General features: G+C 54.3%; 20 protein-coding genes. 10 read left to right on the top strand and 10 right to left on the bottom strand.

Features of this window, described 5'->3' with window-relative positions; translation table 11 throughout:
* Positions 1-28 precede the first annotated feature (28 nt).
* Positions 29-1,810 (top strand): thiamine pyrophosphate-requiring protein, encoded by a 1,782-nt coding sequence (locus AC3Y5R_RS01225; protein WP_489919793.1) that lies wholly within the window; start codon positions 29-31, stop codon positions 1,808-1,810.
* Between the two features lie 232 nt (positions 1,811-2,042).
* Here AC3Y5R_RS01225 and AC3Y5R_RS01230 read toward each other — a convergent pair whose 3' ends face one another.
* A complete protein-coding gene (locus tag AC3Y5R_RS01230) occupies positions 2,043-2,936 on the bottom strand; it encodes an SDR family oxidoreductase (RefSeq protein WP_489919794.1) in 894 nt (297 codons plus the stop codon).
* A gap of 427 nt (positions 2,937-3,363) precedes the next feature.
* Here AC3Y5R_RS01230 and AC3Y5R_RS01235 point away from each other — a divergent pair, with 427 nt between their 5' ends.
* The 4 genes from AC3Y5R_RS01235 to umuC all read left to right on the top strand — a co-directional run bounded on the left by AC3Y5R_RS01235 (position 3,364) and on the right by umuC (position 7,047).
* The gene (locus AC3Y5R_RS01235) at positions 3,364-3,981 is read left to right on the top strand and encodes a TetR/AcrR family transcriptional regulator (RefSeq protein WP_489919795.1); all 618 of its coding nucleotides are present in this window, start codon (positions 3,364-3,366) and stop codon (positions 3,979-3,981) included.
* Positions 3,982-4,270: 289 nt separating this feature from the next.
* The gene (locus AC3Y5R_RS01240) at positions 4,271-5,083 is read left to right on the top strand and encodes an alpha/beta fold hydrolase (protein ID WP_489919921.1); all 813 of its coding nucleotides are present in this window, start codon (positions 4,271-4,273) and stop codon (positions 5,081-5,083) included.
* A gap of 279 nt (positions 5,084-5,362) precedes the next feature.
* Complete coding sequence (gene umuD / locus AC3Y5R_RS01245) at positions 5,363-5,782, top strand: translesion error-prone DNA polymerase V autoproteolytic subunit (protein WP_158784785.1); 420 nt, start codon at positions 5,363-5,365, stop codon at positions 5,780-5,782.
* A 2-nt stretch (positions 5,783-5,784) separates the two neighbouring features.
* Positions 5,785-7,047 carry a translesion error-prone DNA polymerase V subunit UmuC gene (gene umuC, locus AC3Y5R_RS01250; RefSeq protein WP_489919796.1) on the top strand — a complete coding sequence of 421 codons (1,263 nt, stop codon included), beginning with the start codon at positions 5,785-5,787 and terminating at the stop codon, positions 7,045-7,047.
* Positions 7,048-7,092: 45 nt separating this feature from the next.
* Here the strand turns inward: umuC and AC3Y5R_RS01255 are convergent, their stop codons facing one another.
* Positions 7,093-7,527, bottom strand: a complete 435-nt coding sequence (locus AC3Y5R_RS01255) for an ester cyclase (RefSeq protein ID WP_489919797.1) — start codon at positions 7,525-7,527, stop codon at positions 7,093-7,095.
* Between the two features lie 92 nt (positions 7,528-7,619).
* Between AC3Y5R_RS01255 and AC3Y5R_RS01260 the strand changes: the two genes are divergently transcribed.
* Both AC3Y5R_RS01260 and AC3Y5R_RS01265 read left to right on the top strand, forming a co-directional pair.
* Complete coding sequence (locus AC3Y5R_RS01260) at positions 7,620-8,531, top strand: LysR family transcriptional regulator (RefSeq protein ID WP_489919798.1); 912 nt, start codon at positions 7,620-7,622, stop codon at positions 8,529-8,531.
* A 52-nt stretch (positions 8,532-8,583) separates the two neighbouring features.
* Positions 8,584-8,892: an EthD family reductase gene (locus AC3Y5R_RS01265; RefSeq protein WP_158784781.1), complete on the top strand. Its 309-nt coding sequence runs from the start codon at positions 8,584-8,586 to the stop codon at positions 8,890-8,892.
* Between the two features lie 108 nt (positions 8,893-9,000).
* Here AC3Y5R_RS01265 and hemB read toward each other — a convergent pair whose 3' ends face one another.
* A complete protein-coding gene (gene hemB, locus AC3Y5R_RS01270) occupies positions 9,001-9,978 on the bottom strand; it encodes a porphobilinogen synthase (RefSeq protein ID WP_489919799.1) in 978 nt (325 codons plus the stop codon).
* Between the two features lie 242 nt (positions 9,979-10,220).
* Here hemB and AC3Y5R_RS01275 point away from each other — a divergent pair, with 242 nt between their 5' ends.
* Complete coding sequence (locus tag AC3Y5R_RS01275) at positions 10,221-11,570, top strand: cation:proton antiporter (RefSeq protein ID WP_489919800.1); 1,350 nt, start codon at positions 10,221-10,223, stop codon at positions 11,568-11,570.
* Between the two features lie 7 nt (positions 11,571-11,577).
* On the opposite strand, the gene AC3Y5R_RS01280 is transcribed toward AC3Y5R_RS01275, so the two are convergent.
* The 3 genes from AC3Y5R_RS01280 to AC3Y5R_RS01290 all read right to left on the bottom strand — a co-directional run bounded on the left by AC3Y5R_RS01280 (position 11,578) and on the right by AC3Y5R_RS01290 (position 15,328).
* On the bottom strand, positions 11,578-12,585 hold the full coding sequence (locus AC3Y5R_RS01280; protein ID WP_489919801.1) for a glycosyltransferase family 2 protein: 1,008 nt from the start codon (positions 12,583-12,585) through the stop codon (positions 11,578-11,580).
* Entirely contained in the window at positions 12,582-14,111 is a 1,530-nt protein-coding gene (locus AC3Y5R_RS01285; RefSeq protein WP_489919802.1) for a lipopolysaccharide biosynthesis protein, read from the bottom strand. The genes AC3Y5R_RS01280 and AC3Y5R_RS01285 overlap by 4 nt, the downstream gene beginning before the upstream one ends.
* Before the next feature lie 248 nt (positions 14,112-14,359).
* On the bottom strand, positions 14,360-15,328 hold the full coding sequence (locus AC3Y5R_RS01290) for a glycosyltransferase (protein ID WP_489919803.1): 969 nt from the start codon (positions 15,326-15,328) through the stop codon (positions 14,360-14,362).
* Positions 15,329-16,502: 1,174 nt separating this feature from the next.
* On the opposite strand from AC3Y5R_RS01290, the gene AC3Y5R_RS01295 reads away from it, so the two are divergent.
* Entirely contained in the window at positions 16,503-18,422 is a 1,920-nt protein-coding gene (locus AC3Y5R_RS01295) for a bifunctional diguanylate cyclase/phosphodiesterase (protein WP_489919922.1), read from the top strand.
* A 42-nt stretch (positions 18,423-18,464) separates the two neighbouring features.
* Here the strand turns inward: AC3Y5R_RS01295 and AC3Y5R_RS01300 are convergent, their stop codons facing one another.
* The 4 genes from AC3Y5R_RS01300 to AC3Y5R_RS01315 all read right to left on the bottom strand — a co-directional run bounded on the left by AC3Y5R_RS01300 (position 18,465) and on the right by AC3Y5R_RS01315 (position 23,943).
* Entirely contained in the window at positions 18,465-19,898 is a 1,434-nt protein-coding gene (locus tag AC3Y5R_RS01300; RefSeq protein WP_489919804.1) for a purine-cytosine permease family protein, read from the bottom strand.
* Positions 19,899-20,074: 176 nt separating this feature from the next.
* Positions 20,075-21,412: an aryl-sulfate sulfotransferase gene (locus AC3Y5R_RS01305; RefSeq protein ID WP_489919923.1), complete on the bottom strand. Its 1,338-nt coding sequence runs from the start codon at positions 21,410-21,412 to the stop codon at positions 20,075-20,077.
* Positions 21,413-21,629: 217 nt separating this feature from the next.
* Positions 21,630-23,150, bottom strand: a complete 1,521-nt coding sequence (exaC, locus tag AC3Y5R_RS01310) for an acetaldehyde dehydrogenase ExaC (protein ID WP_489919924.1) — start codon at positions 23,148-23,150, stop codon at positions 21,630-21,632.
* A 73-nt stretch (positions 23,151-23,223) separates the two neighbouring features.
* The gene (locus AC3Y5R_RS01315) at positions 23,224-23,943 is read right to left on the bottom strand and encodes a glutamine amidotransferase (RefSeq protein WP_489919805.1); all 720 of its coding nucleotides are present in this window, start codon (positions 23,941-23,943) and stop codon (positions 23,224-23,226) included.
* A 213-nt stretch (positions 23,944-24,156) separates the two neighbouring features.
* Between AC3Y5R_RS01315 and AC3Y5R_RS01320 the strand changes: the two genes are divergently transcribed.
* Positions 24,157-25,044 carry a DMT family transporter gene (locus AC3Y5R_RS01320; RefSeq protein WP_489919806.1) on the top strand — a complete coding sequence of 296 codons (888 nt, stop codon included), beginning with the start codon at positions 24,157-24,159 and terminating at the stop codon, positions 25,042-25,044.
* Positions 25,045-25,094 lie beyond the last annotated feature (50 nt).

Below are 25,094 nucleotides of genomic sequence, written 5' to 3' on the forward strand. Positions count from 1 at the left end.
CAGACCGACACAAGAGGGATTGATGACAATGAGCAGCAAAACCAGCGATTTTTTTGTGCAGCGTCTGAAAGAGTGGGGCGTGACGCGGATTTACGGCTATCCCGGCGATGGCATCAATGGCGTACTGGGGGCGATCCAACGCGCCAATAAAGCAGGTGATGGCATTGAATTTATACAGGTGCGTCACGAAGAGATGGCAGCCTTTATGGCAGCAGGTCATGCCAAATTTACCGGTGAGCCTGGGGTCTGTCTGTCCACCGGCGGGCCGGGAGCGACCCATCTGTTGACCGGCCTGTACGATGCCAAAATGGATCACGCGCCGGTGCTGGCGATAGCCGGCCAGGCAGAAAGTACCGCGCGCGGGGCCAGCTATCAGCAGGAAATGAATCTCGATCGGGTCTTTGCCGACGTGGCGAACTTTGTGCAGGAAGTGGCGGCTCCGGCACAAATTCGCCATCTGATCGATCGTGGTGTACGTCTGGCTATTGCCCAAAACGGCGTGGCAGTGCTGATTATTCCCAAAGATATTCAGGATGAAGAGTGGCAGCCACCGAAGCATCTGCATGGCTATACCCACTCCGGCCCCGGCTATCAACGACCAAAAGTGGTGCCTTACGAGGTCGATTTGCAGCGCGCCGCCACCGTACTTAATGCCGGTAAGAAAGTGGCTATTCTGATTGGTTCCGGTGCCCGTAACGCGGCGGTGGAGGTAGTACAGGCCGCTAATCTGCTGGCGGCCGGCGTCGCCAAGGCGCTGCTGGGCAAAGATGTGCTGCCCGACGATGCCCCCTTCGTCACGGGTGCCATCGGGCTGCTGGGAACCAAACCTTCCTGGGAACTGATGCAGAACTGCGACACGCTGCTGATGATTGGCAGCGGTTTCCCGTGGACCGAATTCCTGCCGCCGGAAGGCCAGGCGCGAGCCGTTCAGATTGATATCGACCCCGCAATGCTTAACCTGCGCTACCCTTGCGAAGTTGCCCTGCACGGTGATGCGGCGGAAACGTTGCGTGCCCTGCTGCCGCTGCTGGAACAGAAGCAGGATCGTCACTGGCAGGAAGAGATAGCGGTGCAGATCCGTGACTGGTGGATTTTAATGGAAGAGCGCGCAATGACCCCGGCTAATCCGGTTAATCCACAGCGCGTGGTGTGGGAAATGTCGCCTCAACTGCCTGATGATGCGATTGTCACCTCAGATTCCGGCTCCTGCGCCAACTGGTTTGCCCGTGATTATCGGGTCAAACAGGGCCAGCGCGCCACTCTCTCCGGCGGCCTTGCCTGTATGGGTGCAGCAGTGCCTTATGCCATCGCTGCGAAGTTCGCCAATCCTGACAAGCCGGTTATCGCTCTGGTGGGTGATGGTGCAATGCAGATGAATAATATGGCCGAGCTAATCACCATCCAGAAATACTGGCAGCAGTGGGCCGATCCCCGCCTGATTGTCTGTGTGTTCAATAACCAGGATCTCAATCAGGTGACCTGGGAGCAGCGGGTGATGGAAGGAAATGAGCGATTTGAGGCCACCCAGCAGCTCCCCGACGTGCACTATGCGCAGTTTGCCGAATCGCTGGGCCTGCAGGGCATCCTTGTCGATACTCCTGAAGCGCTGGCCGATGCCTGGCGACGGGCGTTACAGGCAGACCGTCCGGTGGTACTGGAAGTGAAAACCGATCCGGAAGTGGCTCCCCTGCCACCCCATATAACCTTCAGCCAGGCTAAAGCCTTTATGAGTTCCATGGCGAAAGGCGACCGGGGAGCCCTCCAGGCAATCAGCGATACCGCCAGCCAGATGTTCCACAAGAAAAACTGAACGGGAATTCGTTGAACTTTTCAGAAAGATAGCTGACTAACCATTTAGTGATTTTCCACTGCAACGAATTATTCAGCCTCCGCATGGGGGCTTTTTTTTGGCCGATGGGCGAAGATAGCCTGCGAGGCACAAATCAAAAATTTCGACGTTGCCCCGGTTACACAGGTTTCGAGCCACCCTATCCCTTCAGCGGAAGATAATGCTCTACCGGTCTCGTTTTTGGCAACGGCTGTCAGAGCGTTCCTGTACCACCATCAGAGCACCAGACCTGGCCAGAGGTATAGCTGCTTTCCGTCGAGGCCATGGTCACATACAGCGGAGCAATTTCAGCGGGCTGTCCCGGACGACCAAGCGGCGCTGAGGCACCAAACTGCTTCACTTTTTCCTGTGGCTGACCGCCGCTGGACTGTAGTGGCGTCCAGTAGGGGCCTGGGGCAACGGCATTAACCCGAATTCCCTCTTTACCCAACTGCTTCGCCAGTGATTTGGTAAACGCGACGATGCTGGCTTTGGTCTGGGCATAGTCCAGCAGAATATCACTCGGATCGTAAGCCTGAACTGAGCTGGTATTAATAATGGCTGCGCCACGCGGCAGATAATCCACAGCGGCTTTGGTTATCCAGAACATTGCATAAACATTGGTTTTAAAAGTCGCATCGAAATCTTCCGTACTTAAAGTGCGGATGGATTCATTAAATTGCTGACGACCAGCGTTATTGACCAGAATATCCAGTCCGCCAAGTTTAGTGGCAGCCTCTTTTACCAGTTGCTGGCAAAAGGCTTCGTCGCGGATATCGCCGGGAAGGGCAATGGCTTTGCACCCTTCCGCCTCAATCAGTGCGATCACTTCTGCGGCATCGGCCTCTTCTTCAGGCAGGTAACCGATCGCAACATCTGCCCCCTCACGGGCATAGGCAATCGCCACCGCACGGCCAATACCGGAGTCGCCCCCGGTGATCAACGCCTTCCGCCCCTGCAAGCGGCCGGAACCGCGATACGATTTTTCACCATGATCGGGAATCGGGATCATTTTACTGGCGAGACCTGGAACAGGCTGCGGCTGTTCGGCAAACGGAGGAGCGGGATAATCGACAGAAAGAAGACTTTTTTTATTTTCAACTGACATCTTGTTTTTCCTTATGATTATTCACAGTGCTTTAAGCCTGGCACATTTGTGAAGTTTGTCATATCAGTGACGCAGCCAGTTCCCTGCTAATGGTCAACTGCTCTCTGCCGAAATTTATTAGCAGAGGGTAAGTCCTGGCTATCCTTATATTTCTGGATGTCATGACTGGTGAGGTAAAGGATATTTTTTTCCCTTCTTCCCGCTCCTCCCTGATGACTCACAGAAAGAGGCAAAATGATGAAAGCTGGACCAAAGTCGTCCTTAACCCTGATTCACTGGTCTTTGCAGCCTGCCCGTTCAGATCCTGTCTCTCCTGCGCCCCCCTTACTACTCAGGCCGGCCCCCTGAAACGCGCCAATATTCTCTTCCCTTTTTCATGCTGTCGTGGCATTTTGGAAACGGTAATTTCCTTATTCATTGAGAAACCATGAGCACATCTTCCCTTCCCCGCAGCGCAAACAAAGAACGCGGCAGGCCACGAGAGTTTGATACTGAGCTGGCGCTGGACAATGCCATGCTGGTTTTCCGCCAAAAGGGATTTCATGCCGCCTCCGTCGCCGATCTCAGTGGGGCCATGAATCTGACGGCGGGCAGTATCTATAAGGCGTTCAAGGATAAACGCACGCTGTTTCTGCAGGTCTTTGAGCGCTATACCTCAGTGAGAAACGCCGACCTGCAACAACGCCTGGAAAAATACGCCACAGGACGCGAAAAGCTGGCAGAACTGCTGCGGTTTTATCTGGAGTCGGCTCAGGATCTGGAAGGCAGGCGCGGCTGTCTGGTGACGGGCAGCGCAACGGAACTGCAGGTGCTGGATGCTGAGCTGGCCGATCTGGTTCAGCGCGCGGTGATGCGCAATAAAAAGTTCCTGATCTCACTGCTGACCCGTGGACAGGAAGATGGCTCAGTATCTGTCAACCTGAACGTTGAAGCGGCGGCAGGGGTACTGCTGTGTCTCACTTTTGGCCTGCGGGTAGTGGGTAAAATTCAGAACGTCACTGACCGGGAAGAGACCCTCCGTCTGGCCCTGAAACTGCTGGACTGAGAGCAAACCAGGCCAGCGGAAAAAACCATTCTGAAGCCGTGAAAATTCAGCCAGCACACAGAAATAGTGCTGGCAGTGATAAAAAACCGCCAATTTAGGAAATAATAATTTCCTAAATAATATTGAGTCATCAATAACTGAAATCCACTACTGAGATCCTGTCATGTCATCAAAAAAAGAAGCTATTGCCCCCCTCTCTCCCCGTCGGGCTGAAGCCGGGCCTGCCACACATCAGGACCGGACGCTGACCGGTTTCGAACACCGTTACGCCACTGTTGACGGCATCAGAATGCATTACGTGACGGGCGGAAACCCGGACGGCGAAACCGTGGTACTGCTGGCAGGCTTTCCGCAGAGCTGGTACGCCTGGCGCAGCGTGATGCAGCAGCTGGCACCCACTTATCGTATTATCGCGCCCGACCTACCGGGCCAGGGGGATTCCGATCGCCCTGAAAGCGGCTATGATACGAAGTCGCTGGCAGCGAAAGTGCATGGCCTGCTGGCACAGCTCAGCGTCAGCCGCTATTTTCTGGCCGCCCATGACGTCGGGGCCTGGGTTGCCTGGCCCTATGCCTCACTCTATGGCAGTGAAGTCAGAAAGCTGGTGCTGCTGGATGCCGGTATTCCGGGCGTCACGCTACCGGATGCCCTTCCCGTCACGCCAGATAAAGCCTGGAAAACCTGGCACTTTGCCTTCCATGCCATTCCGGATCTGCCGGAGGCGCTGATTGCTGGCAAAGAGCTTGTCTATCTCGACTGGTTCCTGAAGAGAAAAACCGCCTGTCCGGATGTCTTCTCCGCAGAAGATATGGCTGAGTATCTGCGGATCCTGATGCTGAACGGCGGCTTGCGTGCAGGACTGGCTTATTACCGTGCGGCAGCCCTTTCCGCCTCGCAAAACCGGGAACTGGTGAAGAAAGGAAAACTGGCCATGCCGATCCTCGCCATCAGTGCTGAACAGGGTTCGATCGCCGATATGGCCACACCGCTGCGCCCTTTCGCTGAAGATGTCGCGGGTGTGCTGGTGCCGCATTGCGGACACTTCCTGCCTGAAGAGCAGCCGCAGGTCATCGCCCGCGAACTCAGCGGCTTCTTTATCTGATCGCTATTGCGCGCCGGAGCATGCTGGCGCGCCCACCGCAACGCTTACCAGGCAAAATTCCCGGTCGTTTCATTAGCAGGCCAAACTTCCTGATTAATTACGGCCTGCTCCGAATAAAATGCAGGATTTCAGGCAGCGGTCAGGATGATTTTTTAAGAAACCCGCAGTCTAAATTCCTCACCACTTCAAACGCTTTCCGGAATATTCCGGCAAGACTCTTGATCGTCACCGCTGACTGACGATACTGTATATAAACACAGTTATTCAAGAGAAACGATTATGCAGTTCATTTCCCCTTCCACCCTGAATAAACTTCTGCCGCTGCCGTTGTTTATCGAACGTGTACCGTGCGGCTTTCCCAGCCCGGCGCAGGACTATGTCGAAGAGCGGCTGGATCTGAACAAATTGATGATCAGACATCCGAGCGCCACCTACTTTGTGAAGGTCAGCGGCGATTCGATGATTGAGGCAGGAATTGGTGACGGCGATCTGCTGGTGGTTGACCGCTCGCTGACGGCGGAACATGGCGATATTGTGATTGCCGCCATCGATGGAGAGTTTACGGTAAAGGAGTTATGCACCCGTCCGTCGCTGCAGCTGAGACCACGTAACAGCAGCTACTCCCCCATCTTGTTTCACAGTGACGAAGCCCTGGAGATTTTTGGCGTGGTCACTTTTACCCTTAAATCAAATAAATAAGTATGTTTGCCCTGGTGGACGTCAACAGCTTTTACACCTCCTGCGAAACGGTGTTTCGCCCCGATCTGCAGGGTAAACCGGTGGTGGTGGTTTCCAATAATGATGGCTGTATCATCTCGCGATCTGTCGAGGCCAAACTGCTTGGCATCAAAATGGCAGGCCCGTACTTCCAACTGAAGGATGAACTCCGCCGCCACAAGGTGCAGGTGTTCAGCTCCAACTACGCGCTGTATGCCGACATGAGCCTGCGGGTGATGACTATCCTTGAAGAGATGGCTCCCAAAGCGGAGATCTACTCGATTGATGAAGCCTTTCTCGACCTGACGGGCGTCGGCAAGTGCGTCAATCTCGAAGTATTTGGCCGCGAAATCCGCCAGCGGTTGCTCAAAGAAACCGGTCTGACCGTCGGGGTTGGCATCGCGCCCACCAAAACGCTGGCCAAGCTGGCCAACCATGCGGCAAAAACCTGGAAAAAAACGGGCGGCGTGGTCGATCTGTCCAGTGTCGATCGCCAGCGCAAACTGCTGGCGCTGGTGCCGGTCAGCGAGGTTTGGGGCGTCGGGCGGCGTATCAGTAAGAAACTGAACCTGATGGGAATTGAAACCGCCCTGCATCTGGCCGAATGCTCCAGCTGGGTGGTTCGCAAGCACTTCAATGTGGTGCTGGAAAGAACATCCCGTGAGCTGCGCGGAGAACCCTGCCTGGCGCTGGAAGAGTTTTCCCCGACCAAACAGCAGATTATCTGCAGCCGCTCCTTTGGCAGCCGCATCACGGAATATGGCGATATGCATCAGGCAATCTGTGCCTACGCCGAACGCGCCGCCGAGAAACTGCGGGAGGAGAAGCAATTCTGCCGCTTTATCAGCGTGTTTGTCCGTACCAGCCCGCATGCCCAGGATGAGATCTTCTATGGCAACCAGTCCTCGGGCCAGCTGCTGACCCCTTCCAACGATACACGGGATATTATCCGCGTGGCGACCGAAGCGCTGGATCGCATCTGGATTGACGGCCATCGCTATATGAAAGCCGGGGTGATGCTGAGTGATTTCTTCAGCCAGGGCGTGGCGCAGTTAGCGCTGTTTGGTGAGCACCAGCCGCGGCCAGACAGTGCCGCGCTGATGCAGGTCGTTGATCGGCTGAACAGCTCCGGCCGGGGCACCGTCTGGTTTGCCGGCCAGGGCATCCAGAAATCCTGGGCGATGAAGCGTGAGATGCTGTCTCCGGCCTGGACCACGCGCTTTGCCGATTTCCCGGTGGTGAAGTGATCCTGAGGCTTCAGCAGCAACAATTACCCGGCCTTATTTCCGGGTTCAGCCTGCCGGGAACTGCTCCAGCTGGCGGAACAGCCCGAACCAGTCTTCCAGATGCCAGGTGGTGGTAATCCGCCCTTTATCCAGATGATGGAACTCATGAATGGCGAAGCTGACCTTTTTCCCGGTGGCGGCAATGCCCATAAAGTTGCCCAGATGCGTGCCGGTGATTTCCGCACGCACGGCAATACGGCCCGGTAGCTGGATCATCTCGTGGATTTCAATATTCACATCCGGCAGCGCCTCAATAAAACCCAGGAGGATCGGCTTGAACCCGGCTGCACCCGGTCCCTGCCCCGGTGCCAGCGGGATATCCTGCCAGTCGGCGCTGACGGCCTTGTCCAGCAGATCGGGATTTTTATCATTAAAAGCGCGGTACACCGTTTCCACGGCAATACGCTCGGCCAGCAGGCGGTCGGTATCAGAATGGCTCATTATTCAACTCCATTGGGTAAGTGATTGCCTGATAGTAAGCCGCCGCTTATTATCAATCCAACAAATAACCGGTATAGACGATTATACAATTTATGAATTTTCACGGTATCGACCTGAATCTGCTGGTGGCTTTCAACGCGCTGTTCAACGAGCGAAATGTCACACGTGCTGCCAGTCGGGTGGGCGTCAGTCAGCCTGCAATGAGTGCGGCTCTGGCACGCTTGCGCACGTTGTTTGGCGATCCCCTGTTCCAGCGTGGCGCTGAAGGGTTACATCCCACTGCCCGGGCGAATGAACTTGCCGGACCGGTGGCCAGTGCATTGCAGCAGCTGGAGTCAGCGCTGATTACCCGCCCCGCCTTTGCGCCCGACACGGTGAGCCAGACCTTCCGCCTGGGGCTGTCTGACTATGCGGCTTATGTGCTGCTGCCGTCGCTGAGCAAAGCGCTGGAGCAGCAGGCTCCGGGCGTTACGCTACAGGTACTGGCAGTGGCAAACCGCGACAGCGTGATCGATCTGCTGGATGCCGGAAAAATTGATACTGCAATTGGCGTCCCGCCCAGTGCTCAGAACAGCCGGATACTGTCTCGCCCGCTGTTACAGGATCGGTTTGTTACCCTGCTGCGTCACGATCACCCGGCGGCGAAAAGGGAAATGGACATCAACAGCTTTCTGACGCTGAAGCATATCCTGGTGTCACCGGAAGGAGATGGTTACGGCGTGGTGGATCAGGCTCTGGCGCGGCAGGGATTGCAACGAACCCGCGCGCTGGTGCTGCCGCAGATGTTCGTGGCACCGGAAGTGGTCGCCACCACGGATATGGCCGCCACGGTAATGGAGCGTGTGGCGATGAACTGTCCCGCCAGAGATAAATTGCGGCTTTACACACCGCCACTGGAGCTGCCGGTGATCCCCTTCGATCTGATCTGGCACCGGCGCAATGACAACTCAGCCGCTCAGCAGTGGCTCAGAGCGTTAATTGACTCTCTGGCATCCTCGCTATAATGGTAGCTGCCGGTGCGGAAGGCGCGCCGGATGTAACCACAGAGGTGAAGTTTTGATTAAATACAGCGTGCTGTACCCGAACACTGAAAACGGTGAATTTGACCACGACTATTATCGCGATGTGCATCTGCCGTTGATCAAAGAGAGAATGGGTGATTTCCTGCTGTCGTATTCCATCGACAAAATCATTGCCACACCGGAAGGCACTCAGGCACCCTATATTGCCGCCTGCCACCTGGTTTGCCGTTCCGTTGACGATCTGAAAAAAGGCATGGAAGGCCACGTTGATGAGATCGTGGGTGACGTGGCGAATTTTACCAACCTCAAGTCGGTGAAGTGGATTTCAGAAGTGGTGGAATAAGTTCCATAGCGCGAGGAGTGCCGGACAGTAAAAGGGCGGAATAAATTCCGCCCCGGCAAACCGTGTCTCCCTCGCCTGCAGGCGAGCGAATCTATTCACCCCGTCTGATTACAGCAGTTTCTTCTCAGCGAGGTCCAGCGCAAAGTAGCTGAAGATCAGATCCGCACCAGCACGTTTGATCGCCCCCAGACTTTCCAGCACCACGTCCTGCTCATTGATCGCGCCAGCCTGTGCGGCAAACTTGATCATCGCGTACTCACCGCTTACCTGATAAGCCGCCAGCGGCAGCTCGGTGCGCTCACGCACGTCGCGGATAATATCCAGATAAGCACCCGCCGGTTTCACCATCAGCGCATCTGCACCTTCAGCCTGATCGATCAGTGATTCACGAATCGCTTCGCGACGGTTCATCGGGTTCATCTGGTAGGTTTTGCGATCGCCCTTCAGCGACGTTCCGGCTGCTTCACGGAACGGGCCGTAGAAGGAAGAGGCAAATTTGGTGGAGTAAGACATGATGGCGGTATCGGTAAATCCGGCCTCATCCAGCGCATGGCGGATAGCGGCAACCTGACCATCCATTGCCGCAGAAGGCGCAATGAAATCCGCCCCCGCGCGGGCAGCAGCAACGGCCTGTTTACCCAGGTTAGCCAGCGTGGCGTCATTATCCACACCGTGGTCATGCAGCACACCGCAATGGCCGTGAGTGGTGTATTCGCAGAAGCAGGTATCCGACATCACGATCATTTCCGGCACGGTATCTTTGCAGATACGGGACATGCGGGACACCAGACCGTTCTCCTGCCAGGTATCGCTGCCATCCGCATCGGTATGGTGAGAGATACCAAAAGTCATTACCGAGCGGATACCCGCTTTAGCAATGCGCTCAATTTCATACGCCAGGCGCCTTTCCGGAATACGCATCACGCCAGGCATCGCCTGAATCGCTTTGTACTCATCCAGCCCTTCCTCAACAAAGATCGGCAGTGCAAGGTCGTTAATGCTGAGGGAAGTTTCCTGAAACATTGAGCGGAAAGATGGGGTCTGACGCAGGCGTCGTGGGCGAAGGCTTGGAGAATAACTGGACAAAACAACCTCGGATTAGCAGCTGTTGCGGCGATAAACCCGCCACGGGTGACAAAAAAGTGAGTCCGCTAACAGTATACCTCTGCGCGCTTTCTGACAATCTTTGCAGCGCTTACCGCCCGAACAACGGCACAGAATGCGTATCTCTGGTGGCATTCCCGTCCTGAAATTGTCTTAAAAAGACGCCTTTTCAACAGGCTACCCGTTTCGCGTCCATACTTAAGTAAACTGAAACAGGAGTAAAAATGGGATTTCTTGGCTGGACCGCCGCCACCGGCGGACTGTTACTGTTAATGTCACTGGCATCAGGCTGGATCAACCGTGGCCCGGTGACGGCATTTGCCCTCTATCTGGTCGCCGGTGTGATCAGCGGTCCCTGGGTGCTGGACCTGCTGCGGGTTGATATCGCGGCGCATGCTGAACTGGCGAAAAATATCACCGAAATAGCAATGGCCGCTTCGCTGTTTATTACCGGTCTGAAGCTGAGATTGCCGTTAAAAAGCCAGGGCTGGCGTATTGGGCTGCGGCTGGCGTTTCCCGGCATGCTGCTTACCGTGGCGGGCGTGACGGTGGCGGCTCACTTTCTCACCGGTCTTTCCTGGCCGTTCGCTCTGGCATTTGCCGCGATTGTCGCCCCCACCGACCCGGTACTGGCCAGTCTGATCTCTGTGAATGATGCGCGGGATAACGATAACCTGCGCGTTTCGCTCTCAAGTGAAGCGGGAATGAATGATGGCACCGCCCTGCCGCTGCTGATGCTGGCAGTGATGCTGATTGCCGGACATGGCGACTTATCCCTGGAGCAGTTTGGTCAGTGGGCGCTGAAGGATGTGCTCTGGGCCATTGCAGGCGGACTGGGGATTGGATTTGCACTGGGGCGCTTTGTCGGACAGTACGCCACGCATTTGCGCCATACGCATCAGGACGTGGCACCGAATGATTTCCTGGCGCTGGCGCTGATTGCCCTCAGCTATGCTGCAGCACAGGCCCTGGATGCCTCAGGATTTCTCGCCGCCTTTGCTGCCGGAGTGGGACTGCGCCGCGCCGAGATGCGGGTCATTAACCGCCAGCCCGCAGACATCTTTCAGGACAGCGAAAACCGGCCTCCGGCAGAGGTTATGGTCAATCCCCATATCCGTCACGAACCGGGTGAAACCAATCCCGCCAGTTCGGCAGGCCTGGTGGTGGGTGACGCACTCTCTTTTGGCGATACGGTGGAACGCTTGTTCGCCGCGGGGATCATCATTGTGCTGGGGGTCACACTGGCTCAGCACTGGGACCCGGCGGGGTTAGTCATGGCGGCCCTGCTTTTCTTACTGATCCGTCCGGCTTCCGTATGGATTGCAACCCTGGGAATAAAAGCTCCACGCCAGCACCGGCTGATTATCGGCTGGCTGGGTATCCGGGGGATTGGCAGTATTAACTATATTGCCTGGGCTTATACTCACGGGCTGGCAGGAGAAGAGGTGACGCGGATGGCCAATATGGCCTTTACGCTGATTGTCGCCAGCGTGGTGGTACACGGCATTTCCGTAACGCCTTTACTCAACTGGCGGCAGGCAAAAATTGCTGCCGCCAGCCGCAAAGATCCCTGAACAGGGATCAGGTCATGCTAAAACCAGAGAGCTTTCTTTTACACCAGGTCAGGCTGGTGTAAAGAGGATGACAGTACCAGATAATGCTGAACTTCAGATTGTTACGGGTCATCTTACGCACCAGTGAACTGAAAGCCGGTTGATACTCTTTCGGCACGGCCATATCGTGTTTTCTCACCATGGCCAGGCACCCTCCCATCACCGGAGAGTAGTAGTAATCAATCAACTTATTGTCCACCGGGATACCGGAAGCCAGAATAGCCTTCTCGGTCCCCTCCCGGGCAATGAAATAGTTCTTCACCCACGAGAAATCACGGGTCGCCACCGACAGCGACCCCAGGCTGTACCGCTTGAAGTAGTAAGCATTGGCGGTGAGGAACAGACACCGGGCCTGGAGATAAAGATTAAACATAAACGGCGCATCTTCATGATTCTGGATCGGCAGAAAAACGCTGCCGCTGCGGTTAATTAACTCGCGGGAGATCACGCTTGACCACAGCACCCGGTGAGCGGATTCAGTGTCAAGCAACTGCTGCAGTGTTTGGGTTCCTCCCTTAAAAAGGCCCACGGTTGCCCGGCCATGAGCATTTTCATAGGTTCTCTTTTCCACTGGCAGGTCCGGGAACATTTTCGCTGAGAAGCCGAACAGCTCCAGGTCCGGGCAGGCCTGCTTTTCACGAATAAAATCGGCAAACAGCGTCGGACCGACATAATCATCCGCATCCATGAAATAGATGAACTGCCCGGTAGCGATGTCGAGGCCTTTATTACGGGCAGCACTCACGCCACCGCGGGCATTGCGGATCAACCTGATAAAAGAGTGAGCGGCGCAATAGTCGGCGATCAGCTGGTCAGTTCCATCAGTAGAGCCATCATCAATGATAATGATCTCATCCGGCATTGCAGTTTGCCGAAGCAGTGAATCAATTGCTTCACTCAGATATTCCCGTCCGTTATAGACGGGGATAATGACTGACAGGGTTGGCTTCTCAGCCTGGACGTTGACAGTGCTCATCTTTCTCCCCGCAGGTTCAGTCGACGAAAAGTCATGTTTTTGAGAGATTCCCCGACCTTGCTGTGGAACAGGCAGCAGATCACCAGGTTGATAAAGCCGATAATTCCGAGGAACAGCAGGTTCAGCCAGCGGTTAACGTTCCACTCAAAAGGAATGTACAGCGAGACGAAGGCCACCACGGCGGAGACACCCCAAATCAGCATCACGTCGCGGGTCAGCCAGGGAATATGAATTTTCGGGGCAAACTTACGGTGCACAATATAAGCCCAGACCAGCAGGTAGAAGATGTTCTGCCCCAGCCAGACCACGCCGGTTCCCAGCGCGCCATAATGCATTGCCGCAAAGATGTTCAGAGGGATCAGCACGATGGCAAAAACGGTAAAGCCTTTCATGTGCAGCGACAGGTTGCCACTGACGTATTGCAGGTTATAAAGCAGACCACAAATAGCCTGAATCCCGCTGCCCAGAGCATAAAGAGTCATCACCAGCGACATCTGTTCGCCAATCAGGGCATTCTGCGTCCATGCCCAGATCAGCTGGGTCGGATACAGAGCAATGGTGATACTCAGCGGTGCCATAAAGATACTGACGGCCTGAGTGGTCCAGCGGTAGAGCTTCAGGGTTTCCTGCTCACCATTCCCTGTGTTGGTTTTCATCCCGGTCATTCTTGGCACGATAGCCTGCATGATCGGGCTGCTCAGCATCACGATGCCGGTGGCAGCCGTTGCCACCACGGTAAAGGAACCGTAGGTTGCCAGCGGCAGCGTTTTGGAAAGCACCAGACGGTCAATCTGCGAAATAAAGGTCCAGATGGCGCTGGAAAAAGCCGCACCCAGCGCAAATTTCAGGAAAGGTTTGATGACGGTGTTAAAGTCCGGCGCTTTGGTTTTGCGACCCGTGCGCGGAACCAGCTGGTAAGACTTGAAGATACAGCAGGCGGCTTCAGCCACCGAGATCGCAAGCTGCCAGCCAAAGAAGAAGATCACCGGGTTGGAAGCAAAACGAATCACAAACACCGCACCAAAAGTACGCAGCGTAATGACAATCACGTTCAACGCATTCAGCCAGACCTGGTGTTCATAACCGACAATCACGCTGCGGAAAGGTCCGGTACGCCAGCGGATAGCCGCCGTCAGCACCATCACCGCCACGGCAATAATCAGATCCTGATGAGGAATGGTTTTCGCATGCAGCCAGTGAGAGGCAATGTAAGGCGTGGCAATCCAGCCCAGCACCACCAGTACGGCCGAGGAGATCAGGAAAAACTTGCCCAGCGTGCCAAACAGGGAAGGAAAATAGGGATTCTGTTCTTTATTAGCACGATAGCGGGCCGCTTCACGTAACAGAGTGGTGGAGATCCCCACGTCCAGCAGTTGGAGCCAGGTCAGCAAAATAGAGAAAAAACCGATCAGGCCATAAATCTCCATTCCCAGCTGATGAATATACAATGGCACGACAAGAATACCGGCCAGAGTGGAATAGAGTTGCCCGACATAATTCGCAACCGCATTACGCTTAATCGACATAATCTCTTCTTATTGTGACTGAGATACCAGGATTTGATAATTCAGACTAACAAATTGTCGCTGGTACGGCATCAGGGAAATAATCTTAAAAAACCATGCAGCGGCCAGCCGCTGGCTTCTTTGATCACCTTCAGCAACAATTTGTTATAAAAGAAAGGCACCCGGCATGCTTACCACAGCCATTCCGGCTGTTATTCAGGGTAAGAAGACCAGGTTTCAAAATTAAAACAGCCAACACTTAAGCAGCGCTAAACATGAGCAGTACCAGACTTAGTGCGAAAAAACACATTATATAGTTCCGGTTTTCTCAGCAATATCCAGTTAGTCAATGAACCTGCCCGTAAGTCACGACCAAAGTAATGGATGGCATTAAATAAAAAATCAGGCGTCTGAATACCATTATTCTGCGCGATCTGCATCATCGATTTAAAAGACTGAATAAGATACAGCCGCCGTAATTCCTGTGAAGCACGAGAATCTTCAGAGAGTCGCGTTAATTTTTCATAGCCACTGACAAAGGCATCATAACGGCCACGGAAACTGTGTTCGTCTTTCACCGAGACTACCGCTACGGCGGCGGGCGAACGCAGACTGTAATGGCACTTGTCGCTGACCCAGGCCTGGCCGGATCGCAGGAAAACTTCCAGCGTGTAAGTGGAATCCTGACACAGGGGTTTGCAGTGCATAATCTGCCAACTGTCCAGCTTTTGCTTCTGCACAACAAAGTTACAGGTCGCTGAATGACAGACGCCATTCTGCAGCATATCGCTGAACGCCTGCCGGGCCGTCATCAGGCCATGGCGGCGATGAACAACATGATCCCGGGCGCTGAAGGACGGATTTGTCTCATCTGTCCTGGTGTTAAAACAGAACAGCTCAACCTGCGGGTGACTGGCAATGATCCGGGTAAAATCCGCACAAAATCCGTCGCTGACCAGCCCGTCAGGGTCGCAGCAGTACAGCCATTTACTCTGTGCCAGACCGGTACCATAATCACAAAGATTCTGGGTTTCCCCGGCGGGTTGAGCGGCAATAACGATACCAGCCTGTCCGGAAATTTCACGGAGCGCATCCGCCGTAGCGGTGTCAGACTGGTGATGAACAATAATAATCTCGTCAGGAACGGGAGACTGGCGAAGTAATGCTGCCACGCAATGGGCGACATTTTTTTCGGCGTTATCGACAGGGATAACGACCGACAGCAGTTTTTGCGTCATAGTCTTCTTCTTCTTAACGAAAAGCATGGGCCATAATAAACAACAATAGCGCCATAATTTCAATGTTCATTCGACTGTTAAGCGTGGATTAGGAATTATACCCGGGTAAAATACTAATTATATTCCTATGTAACCAATTTGTTTTTAATTGCAAATGAAATTAATACCCTCTTGTGTATCAACATTATTTTTAACATTAAAAGCATTGTAACTTTGAATTATTTAAAGTCTTATTTAAGTATTGTATGGACCTCTTTCCGGTGATAATTTTCGAATAAACCTCCCCTAAACGAATCATCAACAACTCATACCACCAGGACTTTTCTTAGTCAGGCTGTTTTACAAGCTGTAACCATCACCTGAGGAAATTCTTAACATCCAACTTCCCTTATGAAGCGATAAAGTCATTAATAAATAGAATAACTCATAACTTACAATCAGTTTCTCCAGTGCATTTTCATGCCTTTCTCCTTACCCCCATTTTGGGAAAAAATATTTTTGCTTACAGAGTTTACCCAATCGTAATGCAAACAGTATTCGCGTCCTGAGTATTTCGATTGCAAAGAATCACCTGCTGCATGCAAAGCCGGACAGAAAAAGGGCCATTTCCCCGGTCAGCCATAAAAGGTTACTTTTGCACTTCTGAAGAATACGCCCTTCCTTCAGACAGCTGCATCCATTTAACATCAGCAACACTTAACGCTAACCCAGCCCCGCTTCACCCTACTTATCAGGCCAGGGATGCCTCAGTGGAACTTTCGTCATCAGTAAAAGAAATTTATTGGTTAACCAGTACTTCACTAATAAAACGCTGAAAAAGCAGCCTTTCTCACGATCTCTCTCCGCTGTGAAAGTCTGTCCTGAGATTTATGCTAGCCTGAAAGAGGGCTTACGCCACCGCTGTCAGACAGAAGAGATCATAAAATAGATGAAAATTTCAGACAGTTTCCGCAGCCATTTTATCCGCGAAATCCTTCTGCCACTTGTCCTGGTGCTGCTAATCACTTTTACAGCGGCCAGCTTTACTGTCTGGTGGGCGACCTCCAGGAGCAATGCCAGCGCAGAGGCACAACAGCAACAGATAATCAAAACTTCTCTTTCGCAGAGCCTGGAAGAGATGATCATACAGCACCGAAGCCTGTCCTTGTAGGATCCACTGGCCCGCCAGCTGGCACTGACGCCCAAAAATACCGCGTGGCTGAACCAGAATGTGGGTAGCTGGCTTTCCGGAATGTTTGGTCACCAGCTGGTTTATATCCTTGATGCCAACAACCAGCCGGTCTATCGCTGGGAGAATGGTAAGAATGTTTCCGCCACTCAGTTTGCTCATCTGCAGCAACCGGTGATGGCAATGATGCAGCAGTTGCAGATTCCCTCGCAAAGCGGAAGTCATCACCGTGATCGGGTTGATTTCACGCTTATTGATAATCGTCCGGCCGCGCTGGCGATGGGCACCGTTGACGGTGATAACGGTCAGAGCAGCAGGTTCACGCTCGTCAGCGTCAAGTATCTGGACAGCAACTACCTTGAGTCTCTTGCCCAACGGAGCCTGCTCAAAGATCTGCGATACGTGGATGGCAACCCGGACCCCAATGGCGCGAACTGGTTACTCACCAATAAAGAGGGAAAGCCACTCGGTCATCTCTCCTGGCGTCCTGATACGCCTGGCACGCAAATGCTGCATGTCATCGGCCCACTGGTGCTGGTGGTTGTGCTGATCATTACGCTGATTTGCGTGGTGATGATCCGCCGGTTGTGGTTGTCCTCGCTGAAATTGTCCCAATCGCTGTTGCAGCTCAGTGCCAGCGAGGCACAGGCGCAGCATCTGGCTTTTCATGATGTGCTGACCGGCCTGCCAAACCGCGCACTGGTCGAAGACCGTCTGACCCAGCTCCTGAGCAAACTGATGCGTAATGATGAACAGGTGGCCCTGCTTTTACTCGATCTGGACCGTTTCAAACTGGTTAATGATACCTACGGCCATCATGCGGGTGATGATTTAATCATTGAGGTGGGCCACCGGCTCAGCCAGCTGGTCAGAGAAAAAGACAGCGTGGGTCGTCTGGGTGGCGATGAATTTGTGGTGATTATCGACGGCGTTCACTCACCGCGGGATATCCAGCAGTTGTGTGAAAAAATCATCGAATCCCTCGGCCGCTCCTTCACTTTGCTGGGCAGCGAAACCTGGATTGGCGTGGCGCTCGCCCCGCAGGATGCTACCGATCGTTCCGAGATAATGCGCAAAGCGGATATTGCCCTGTATGAGGCCAAGAGCCAGGGCCGGGGACAGTATCGCGTCTTTGAACAGGTGATGGATGAATCCGTTAAAACCCGCCAGCAGGTAGCCGCTGATTTGCGTCTGGCCCTGCAAACCAAACGCGACCTGGCGGTGTACTACCAGCCGCTGATGGACATTTCAGGGCAAAAGGTGGTGGGACTGGAGGCACTGATGCGCTGGAACCATCCCGTCCGCGGTCCTGTCCCGCCCACAGAGTTTATCCCGCTGGCCGAGGAGATGGGGCTGATTATTCAGATTGGCGAATGGGTGCTGCGTGAAGCCTGCCGGGTGTCGCTGGCCTGGCCAGAACTGACCATTGCGGTGAACGTCTCTCCGCTGCAGTTTCGGGCGAGCGGTTTTGTTGAGCGAATCAAAGCTATTGTCAAAAAGGAGAAAACGCTGCCCTCCCGCATTGAACTGGAAATCACCGAAGGCGTACTGATCGAAGACGAAAAAGAGGCACAGGAGATTATCAAAAAATTGCGTCAGGCAGGATTCCGTATTGCGCTGGATGACTTCGGCACCGGATACTCCAGCCTGAACTACCTGAGCCACTTCCCGGTAGATAAAATCAAGATTGACCGTTCTTTCACCCAGTCGCTGGGCATGACCGAAAACGCTGTTGCAATCATCGAGTCGGTGGTGAAGCTGGGCCAGGCCATGGGGCTGACGGTAACGGCCGGAGGAGTGGAAACCAGCAGCCAGATGGCGGCGCTGGCCGAAGCAGGATGTAATCAACTGCAGGGTTATCTGTTCTCTCAGGCGGTGCCCGAATCACAGATTGTCGGACTGCTGGCACCCCGTAAGACGGGATAAACGCTGACGGGCGGAATGCATTCCGCCCTCCTCCATCCGGCTTCAGTCGTTCTCAGGAAAAATAGTGGCCTGTAACCGGGGCTGCTTCACGCTGCGGTTAACCAGCAACCAACACAGCGCGGTGAACACCCAGCCGATAATCCACGAGATATCGTTGCCCTCAAACAGCCAGACCAGCGAGCCGCTGTAAAAGCCGTTAGAGATAAACGGCAGCTGGATCAGCACGCCCACAACATAAGTGCCGATACCCGCCATGTTCCAGCGCTTGTAGCGGCCCTGCGGATTGGAGAGCGCTGGAATATCCACGTGCCCACGGGAGATAAAATAGTAATCCATCAGGTTCATGGCGCTCCAGGGCACAAAGAACGCCAGCAGGAACAGCAAAAACTGGGTAAAGGACTTGAGAAAAGAGGGCTCGCTGAGCATCGCAATAGCACAGCTGATCGCCACCATGCTGACGATAAAGATAATCCTTCCCGCCGCGGTGATCGCAGCCGTCTTTCTGAACCCGCACACAATGGTGGTCAGCGACATAAAGCTGCCATAGGCATTGAGCGTGGTGAAAGTAATTTTGCCGAAGCAGATAGCAAAATAGAGCACCAGCGCCATTGACCCGGTCGATCCCAGCCCGACGATATAACCGACTTCATTACCGGAGAAAGCCTTGCCCGCCAGGGCTGCGGCAATCACCCCCAGAGTCATTGAAAGCTGCGTGCCCAACGCCGTTCCGGCAAATACCGCCAGGAAGGTTTTTTTTGCGGAAACATTACGCGGTAAATAGCGCGAGTAGTCAGAAACATAGGGGCAAAACGCAATCTGCCAGGAGGACGACAGTGACATCGCCAGCAGGAACATCGACAAAGAAAAATGGTTGTTGCTCAGCAACGCGCCGACATCATTTTCCAGCAACAGACGGAAAAACAGGTAGATAAAAGTCAACACGCCGACCACGCTGGCGACTTTTCCCAGACCGTGGATTAACCGGTAACCCAGCGTGGCCACCACGATAATAATGACCCCAAAAGCAACAATCCCTGCCCGGTCGCTGATACTGGCTAAATGCGCCAGCGCCTGCCCGGCCAGCACGGTGCCGCTGGCAGAAAAACCAACATACATGACACAGACCAGGATTAGCGGGATCACCGCACCGTATACACCAAACTGTGTCCGGCAGGTAATCATCTGCGGCAGACCGAGGCGGGGTCCCTGCACCGCATGCAGTGCCATAATCCCTGCCCCGAGGATCTGTCCGACCAGCAGGCCAATCAGCGACCAGACCACATCGCCGCCCAGTACCACGGCCAGCGCTCCGGTTACTATGGCGGTAATTTGCAGATTGCCGCCAAACCACAGCGTGAACTGGCTGAAAACCGTGCCATGGCGCTCTGATTCGGGGATGTAATCGATACTGCGGCTTTCAATAAGGCCGGATGCTGCACGCTCGCTGTCGTGCGGAGCAGAGGATGCTGACGCCATAATTCACTCCTGAGCTGAGAGGGAGCCACCGATCCATGGGAACGTCATGGAACCGGGTGACGTGATGGTGTGCCCGGGTTGTGCTTTGTTGTATATACAACCCTATGGCAGCGTGCCACATTCTCAGCGGGTCAGCAAGAATCTCGCTCATAAGAAAAATCAATATGTTAAAGGGATCACGGCGTGAAACAGCCCGGCGCAACCGGATAGCGCACACAGTCCGCCTTCACCGCTTTTTCCTGATGAGGCGTGCCCGGTGGCGCCCAACCATAATCCACCAGCTGTGCGCGGTAGACCTGATTAGTAATATAGCGATCGCGCGGCATCGAACGGCCAAACCAGGGGCTGACGTATTCCCAGACGATCTCACCGGAAGGCGTCACCTGGAACAGACGGCCATGCTGGCCTTCATCAATCAAGGTGTTACCATTCGGCAGGCGCTGGACGCTGCTGATAAAGGCGCTGTAGAAGCTCCAGATGGCCTGACCAGATTTCTCCCCGTCATATTCCCAGACAATCTGCTTACTGACCGGATTCACCTCGATAATTCTGGAGGCTGAGAAAAATCCCTGACGGGTTGGCGGGAAGCCCGCATTGCCCTGATTATCAAACATCAGCAGATTACCTGCGCCGGGAAGCCCTTTCGGAATGATATGCAGATCGTGTGCGCCAATCGTTTGATCCAGCGGACGGGGAAGAGGTTTACCCAACTGTAAAGCCGGATACTCCGGCCCGATACGCCAGACCACTTTGCCTGTGTGCCGGTCAATAATCACCGCAACGTTAGCATTGCGCGAATTAAGCATGATGTTGTCTGGCGCGAAGCGTTTATCGCCGCCATCAAACCAGCGGTCAGGACCAACCGGTGAAGCAGTATTAAAATGCAGGAAATCCGGATCGCTGGAGTCTTTAATCATCTGGATCTGCTCTGCTGTAAAGCCGAACTGTTCCAGGTTATCGCCCGCTGACCAGTGCCATACCACCCGGCCCTGCGGTGACACTTCGTCAATGCTGTTATCGATTATCGGGTAATCAAATCCCGGCAACTTGCGCAGTTGCGCATCCAGTACCAGAGTATTGCCATTATCCAGCCGCCGCATTTCATGATGCTGATGCACAGGACTCTGCTGACTCCCCCACTGCCAGACCACTTTACCCTGCCAGTCCACTTCAGCCACCGAGGCGTTAAGCATGCCATTGCCTGGGTTTGCCACCGGAGAGGTCATTTGCAAACGTTCCTTCTGTACCAGTATGTGGCCGTGCTGCCCTCTTGCCTGGTCAGGCTGTAGCGGCCACGGCGGGAAGCTCTCAAAGTCCCAGCGGTGGACTTCATTACCATTCATATCAATCAGGTGGGTTTTATTATCATTACCCGGCAACAGTACAAAACCGTTCCAGGCCTTCTGCGGATCGTAATAAGTAGTGCCGGTAGGGTAACTGGTGGGAAGAGCAACAGCAGAACTGCAGGCAAAGAGTGAAGCCGCAGCCAGCAACGTTCGGACAGCGGGACGCATCAACCTTATAGAAGGCTCCTGGGCAAATGCCTGAAAGGCAAAAGTGAAAACCCAAGTTTAGACGCAGACTTTCCGCTCTGCCGTCAGAGGGACACCAATAACTTCACATATCCAATCCGCAGGGCCAGTGGGCGTTTCTCCAGAAGCTTAATCAAGTCATTGACTGAGGTGCGTCAGTGTAGCCAACGCACCTGCAGTCTGAACAATGAAAAGGAAATCAGAAGAAGCCCAGCGGCTGGACACTGTAGCTCACCAGCAGGTTTTTAGTCTGCTGATAGTGATCGAGCATCATCTTGTGGGTTTCGCGACCGATGCCTGATTTTTTATAACCACCAAATGCGGCATGCGCCGGATAGAGGTGATAGCAGTTGGTCCAGACGCGCCCGGCCTTGATCGCCCGGCCAACACGATAGGCCCGGTTGATATCTCTGGTCCAGACGCCAGCCCCCAGCCCGTAGATTGAATCGTTGGCAATCGCGACAGCCTCAGCCTCATCTTTAAAGGTGGTGATCCCCACCACCGGCCCAAAGATCTCCTCCTGGAAAACCCGCATGCTGTTGTTGCCCTTCAGTAAAGTCGGCTGGATGTAGTAGCCGGTCGACAGGTCACCTTCCAGTTTCTCAATCCCGCCACCGGTCAGCACTTCTGCCCCCTCTTTTTGGGCAATATCCAGATAGGAGAGGATCTTATCGAACTGCTGCTGCGAAGCCTGCGCACCCACCATGGTGTCAGTATCCATCGGGTCACCGCGTCTGATGCTTTTCACTCGTTTCAGCACGGCTTCCATAAATGGCGCATAAATCGATTCCTGAACCAGCGCCCGGGACGGACAGGTACAAACCTCGCCCTGATTAAGGAAGCCCAGCACCACACCTTCCGCCGCTTTTTCGATAAAGGAAGGCTCGGCCTGCATAATGTCTTCAAAGAAAATGTTCGGTGATTTGCCGCCCAGCTCGACGGTGGAAGGGATCAGGTTTTTCGCCGCCAGCTCAAGGATATGGCCGCCGGTTGCCGTAGAGCCGGTAAAGGCCACCTTGGCGATACGCGGATGACCGGCCAGCGCTTCACCGGCTTCACGGCCATAGCCATGGACCACATTCAGCACGCCTTTGGGCAGTAAATCGGCAATTAATTCCACAAACAGCGTGACCGACAGCGGCGTCTGTTCAGCCGGTTTAAGCACCACGCAGTTGCCTGCTCCGAGTGCCGGAGCCAGTTTCCAGGCGGCCATCAGCAGCGGGAAGTTCCACGGAATAATCTGCGCCACCACGCCGAGCGGTTCGTGGAAGTGATAGGCAGCGGTAAATTCATCAATTTCGGCAGCCGAACCTTCCTGCGCACGCAGGCAACCGGCAAAGTAACGGAAGTGATCGACGGCCAGCGGCAGGTCAGCAGCCAGTGTTTCACGCACCGGTTTGCCGTTATCCCAGGTTTCATTGACTGCAATAAATTCCAGATTCTCTTCCAGGCGATCGGCAATTTTCAGCAGGGTCAGCGAACGGGACTGCACTGAGGTTTTTCCCCAGGCATCAGCAGCGGCGTGGGCGGCATCAATCGCCTTCTCAACATCATCCTTGTCGGAGCGGGGAAATTCGCCGATGACGGAGCCGTTAACAGGCGAGGAATTGGTGAAATACTTCCCGTTAACCGGCGGAACGAACTCACCATTAATAAAGTTGCCGTAGTGCGACTTCAGGGTGATCAGGGATTCTTTCGTGCCCGGATAAGCGTAACGCATCATCGTTCTCCTGTGGAGTGAATTGCCGAAGCAATTTAACAACAAAATAACCAATGGTTAACATTGTTGACTCTCAGAGAATGTCAGAACGCTGAAGCGGAAACTGTGATTGCTGCCAGAAATCCTGCAACAGCTGGCGCGGCCAGATGGGTTCCTCCTGATGGGTCAGCAGGCTGCTAACTTCGGGTTTATTCTGCAGACAGGCCGTCATGATGGTGCCGGTGAACTCAGGATGAAACTGAACCGACAGCGCATGCGGGCTGTAACGGATAATCTGGCAGTGATCCAGCGCGGAAGAGGCAAGCACCTGAGCACCCGGCGGCGGCTGCAGCACTGACTGGCGATGTGAAAGCCATGCGGAAAAGTGTTCCGGCAGCTGGCTGAGCAGCGGATCTTGCTGGCAGGCGGTAGCGGTTTCCAGCTGCTGTAATCCCCGTTCCCACCCCCGGGGATTATCATCCACCATCCCACCCAGCGCGTAGGCCATCAGCTGGTGACCATAGCAGACGCCAAGAAGAGGCAACTGGTGATCCATCGCGCTACGGATCCAGGCCGCCGTGCGTTCACTCCACCCGGCATGGTCGGTCACCATCGCCCAGGAGCCGCTGAGAATGGCCGCAGCTATCGAGGCCGGATCGGGCAGGTCTTCACCAAGATCGGGACGTACCACAATATAGTCACCGGCCTGCAGGCCGAGCGCCGCGACAAACCAGTGCTGTTGTTCGCCAATCTGTGACATCACCGCAGCAGGCGGTGTTTCAAGCTGAATAATCGCTAACGGTAGAGAACTCATAATGGGCCTGGCCGTCCTTATCGGTCGCCCGCTGGCTGCAGACGTCTGTGACTTATCATGGCATGCCATCCGGACCCTGTCACATCACATTTTGTCGCGTTATTCCGTAAATAGTCATAAGCCCGTCGCGAAATAATTCCCGCTGCCGCGCTCAAAAATCCGGAAATTCGTGCCATGATGACCGGGTGGTTAAATGAACGAAAGGACAGCCTTGTGGCTTTGCGTCATTTTTTTCTGATTCTGCTGGTCGTGACTCTCTGGGCATTTAATAACGTGGCGATTAAGTGGGGATTGCTTGATCTTCCGCCGCTGTTTCTCACCATGATGCGCTTTGTGGTGGTGGCCGCGATCCTGGTCCCCTTCACCAGAGTCACCCGTGAGCAACTGCGTTATCTGCTACCGCTGGCGTTCACTTTTGGTTTCCTGCACTTCTCTCTGCTGTTTGTCGGGCTGAAATTTACCGATGCCGGGACCGGTGCCATTGTGGTCCAGCTCGGCACGCCGATTGCCATGCTGCTGGCGATGGCGATCCTGAAAGAAAAGCTGACGCTGGTGCAGATCGCTGGCATTGTCACCTCGCTCACTGGCGTGGTGGTGCTGGCGGGCAGTCCGACTATTCCGGCCTGGTGGGTGCTGTGCCTGTTGCTGTGCAGCGCGGTGGGTTGGGCAGTCAGTAATATGATCGTCAAAAAATCCCCGGCGATTAAGCCTCTGACCATGACCGGCTGGCTCTCTTTTCTGGCGATCCCGATTGTCGGTCTGGCCTCCTTTATTCTGGAGACCGATCAGCTGAACAGCCTGGTTCACTCCAGCTGGCGGGGCTGGTTCGGCATCTTTTACAGCGCCATCTTCTCCTCAATTGTGGCCTACTCATTGTGGTATTCCCTGCTACGCAGTTACAACGTTAACCTGATTATGCCCTACTCGCTGCTGACGCCGGTGCTGTCGGTGATCATGGGCGTGGTGGTGCTTGGTGACGGCATGAACAACTTTAAAATTATCGGCGCGCTGCTGGTGATTGCCGGGACGGCGATTGCGGTAATTAACCTGCGAAACCTGCGGATGCACGCCCGCCTGCCAAAGTTCCAACGCCTGCGCTAGTGCCAGGCAAAACCCGGGTTTCATTGCTAAAGTGATCGGAGAAAGGAGGA

This window comes from Erwinia sp. 009765445 (assembly GCF_058137865.1).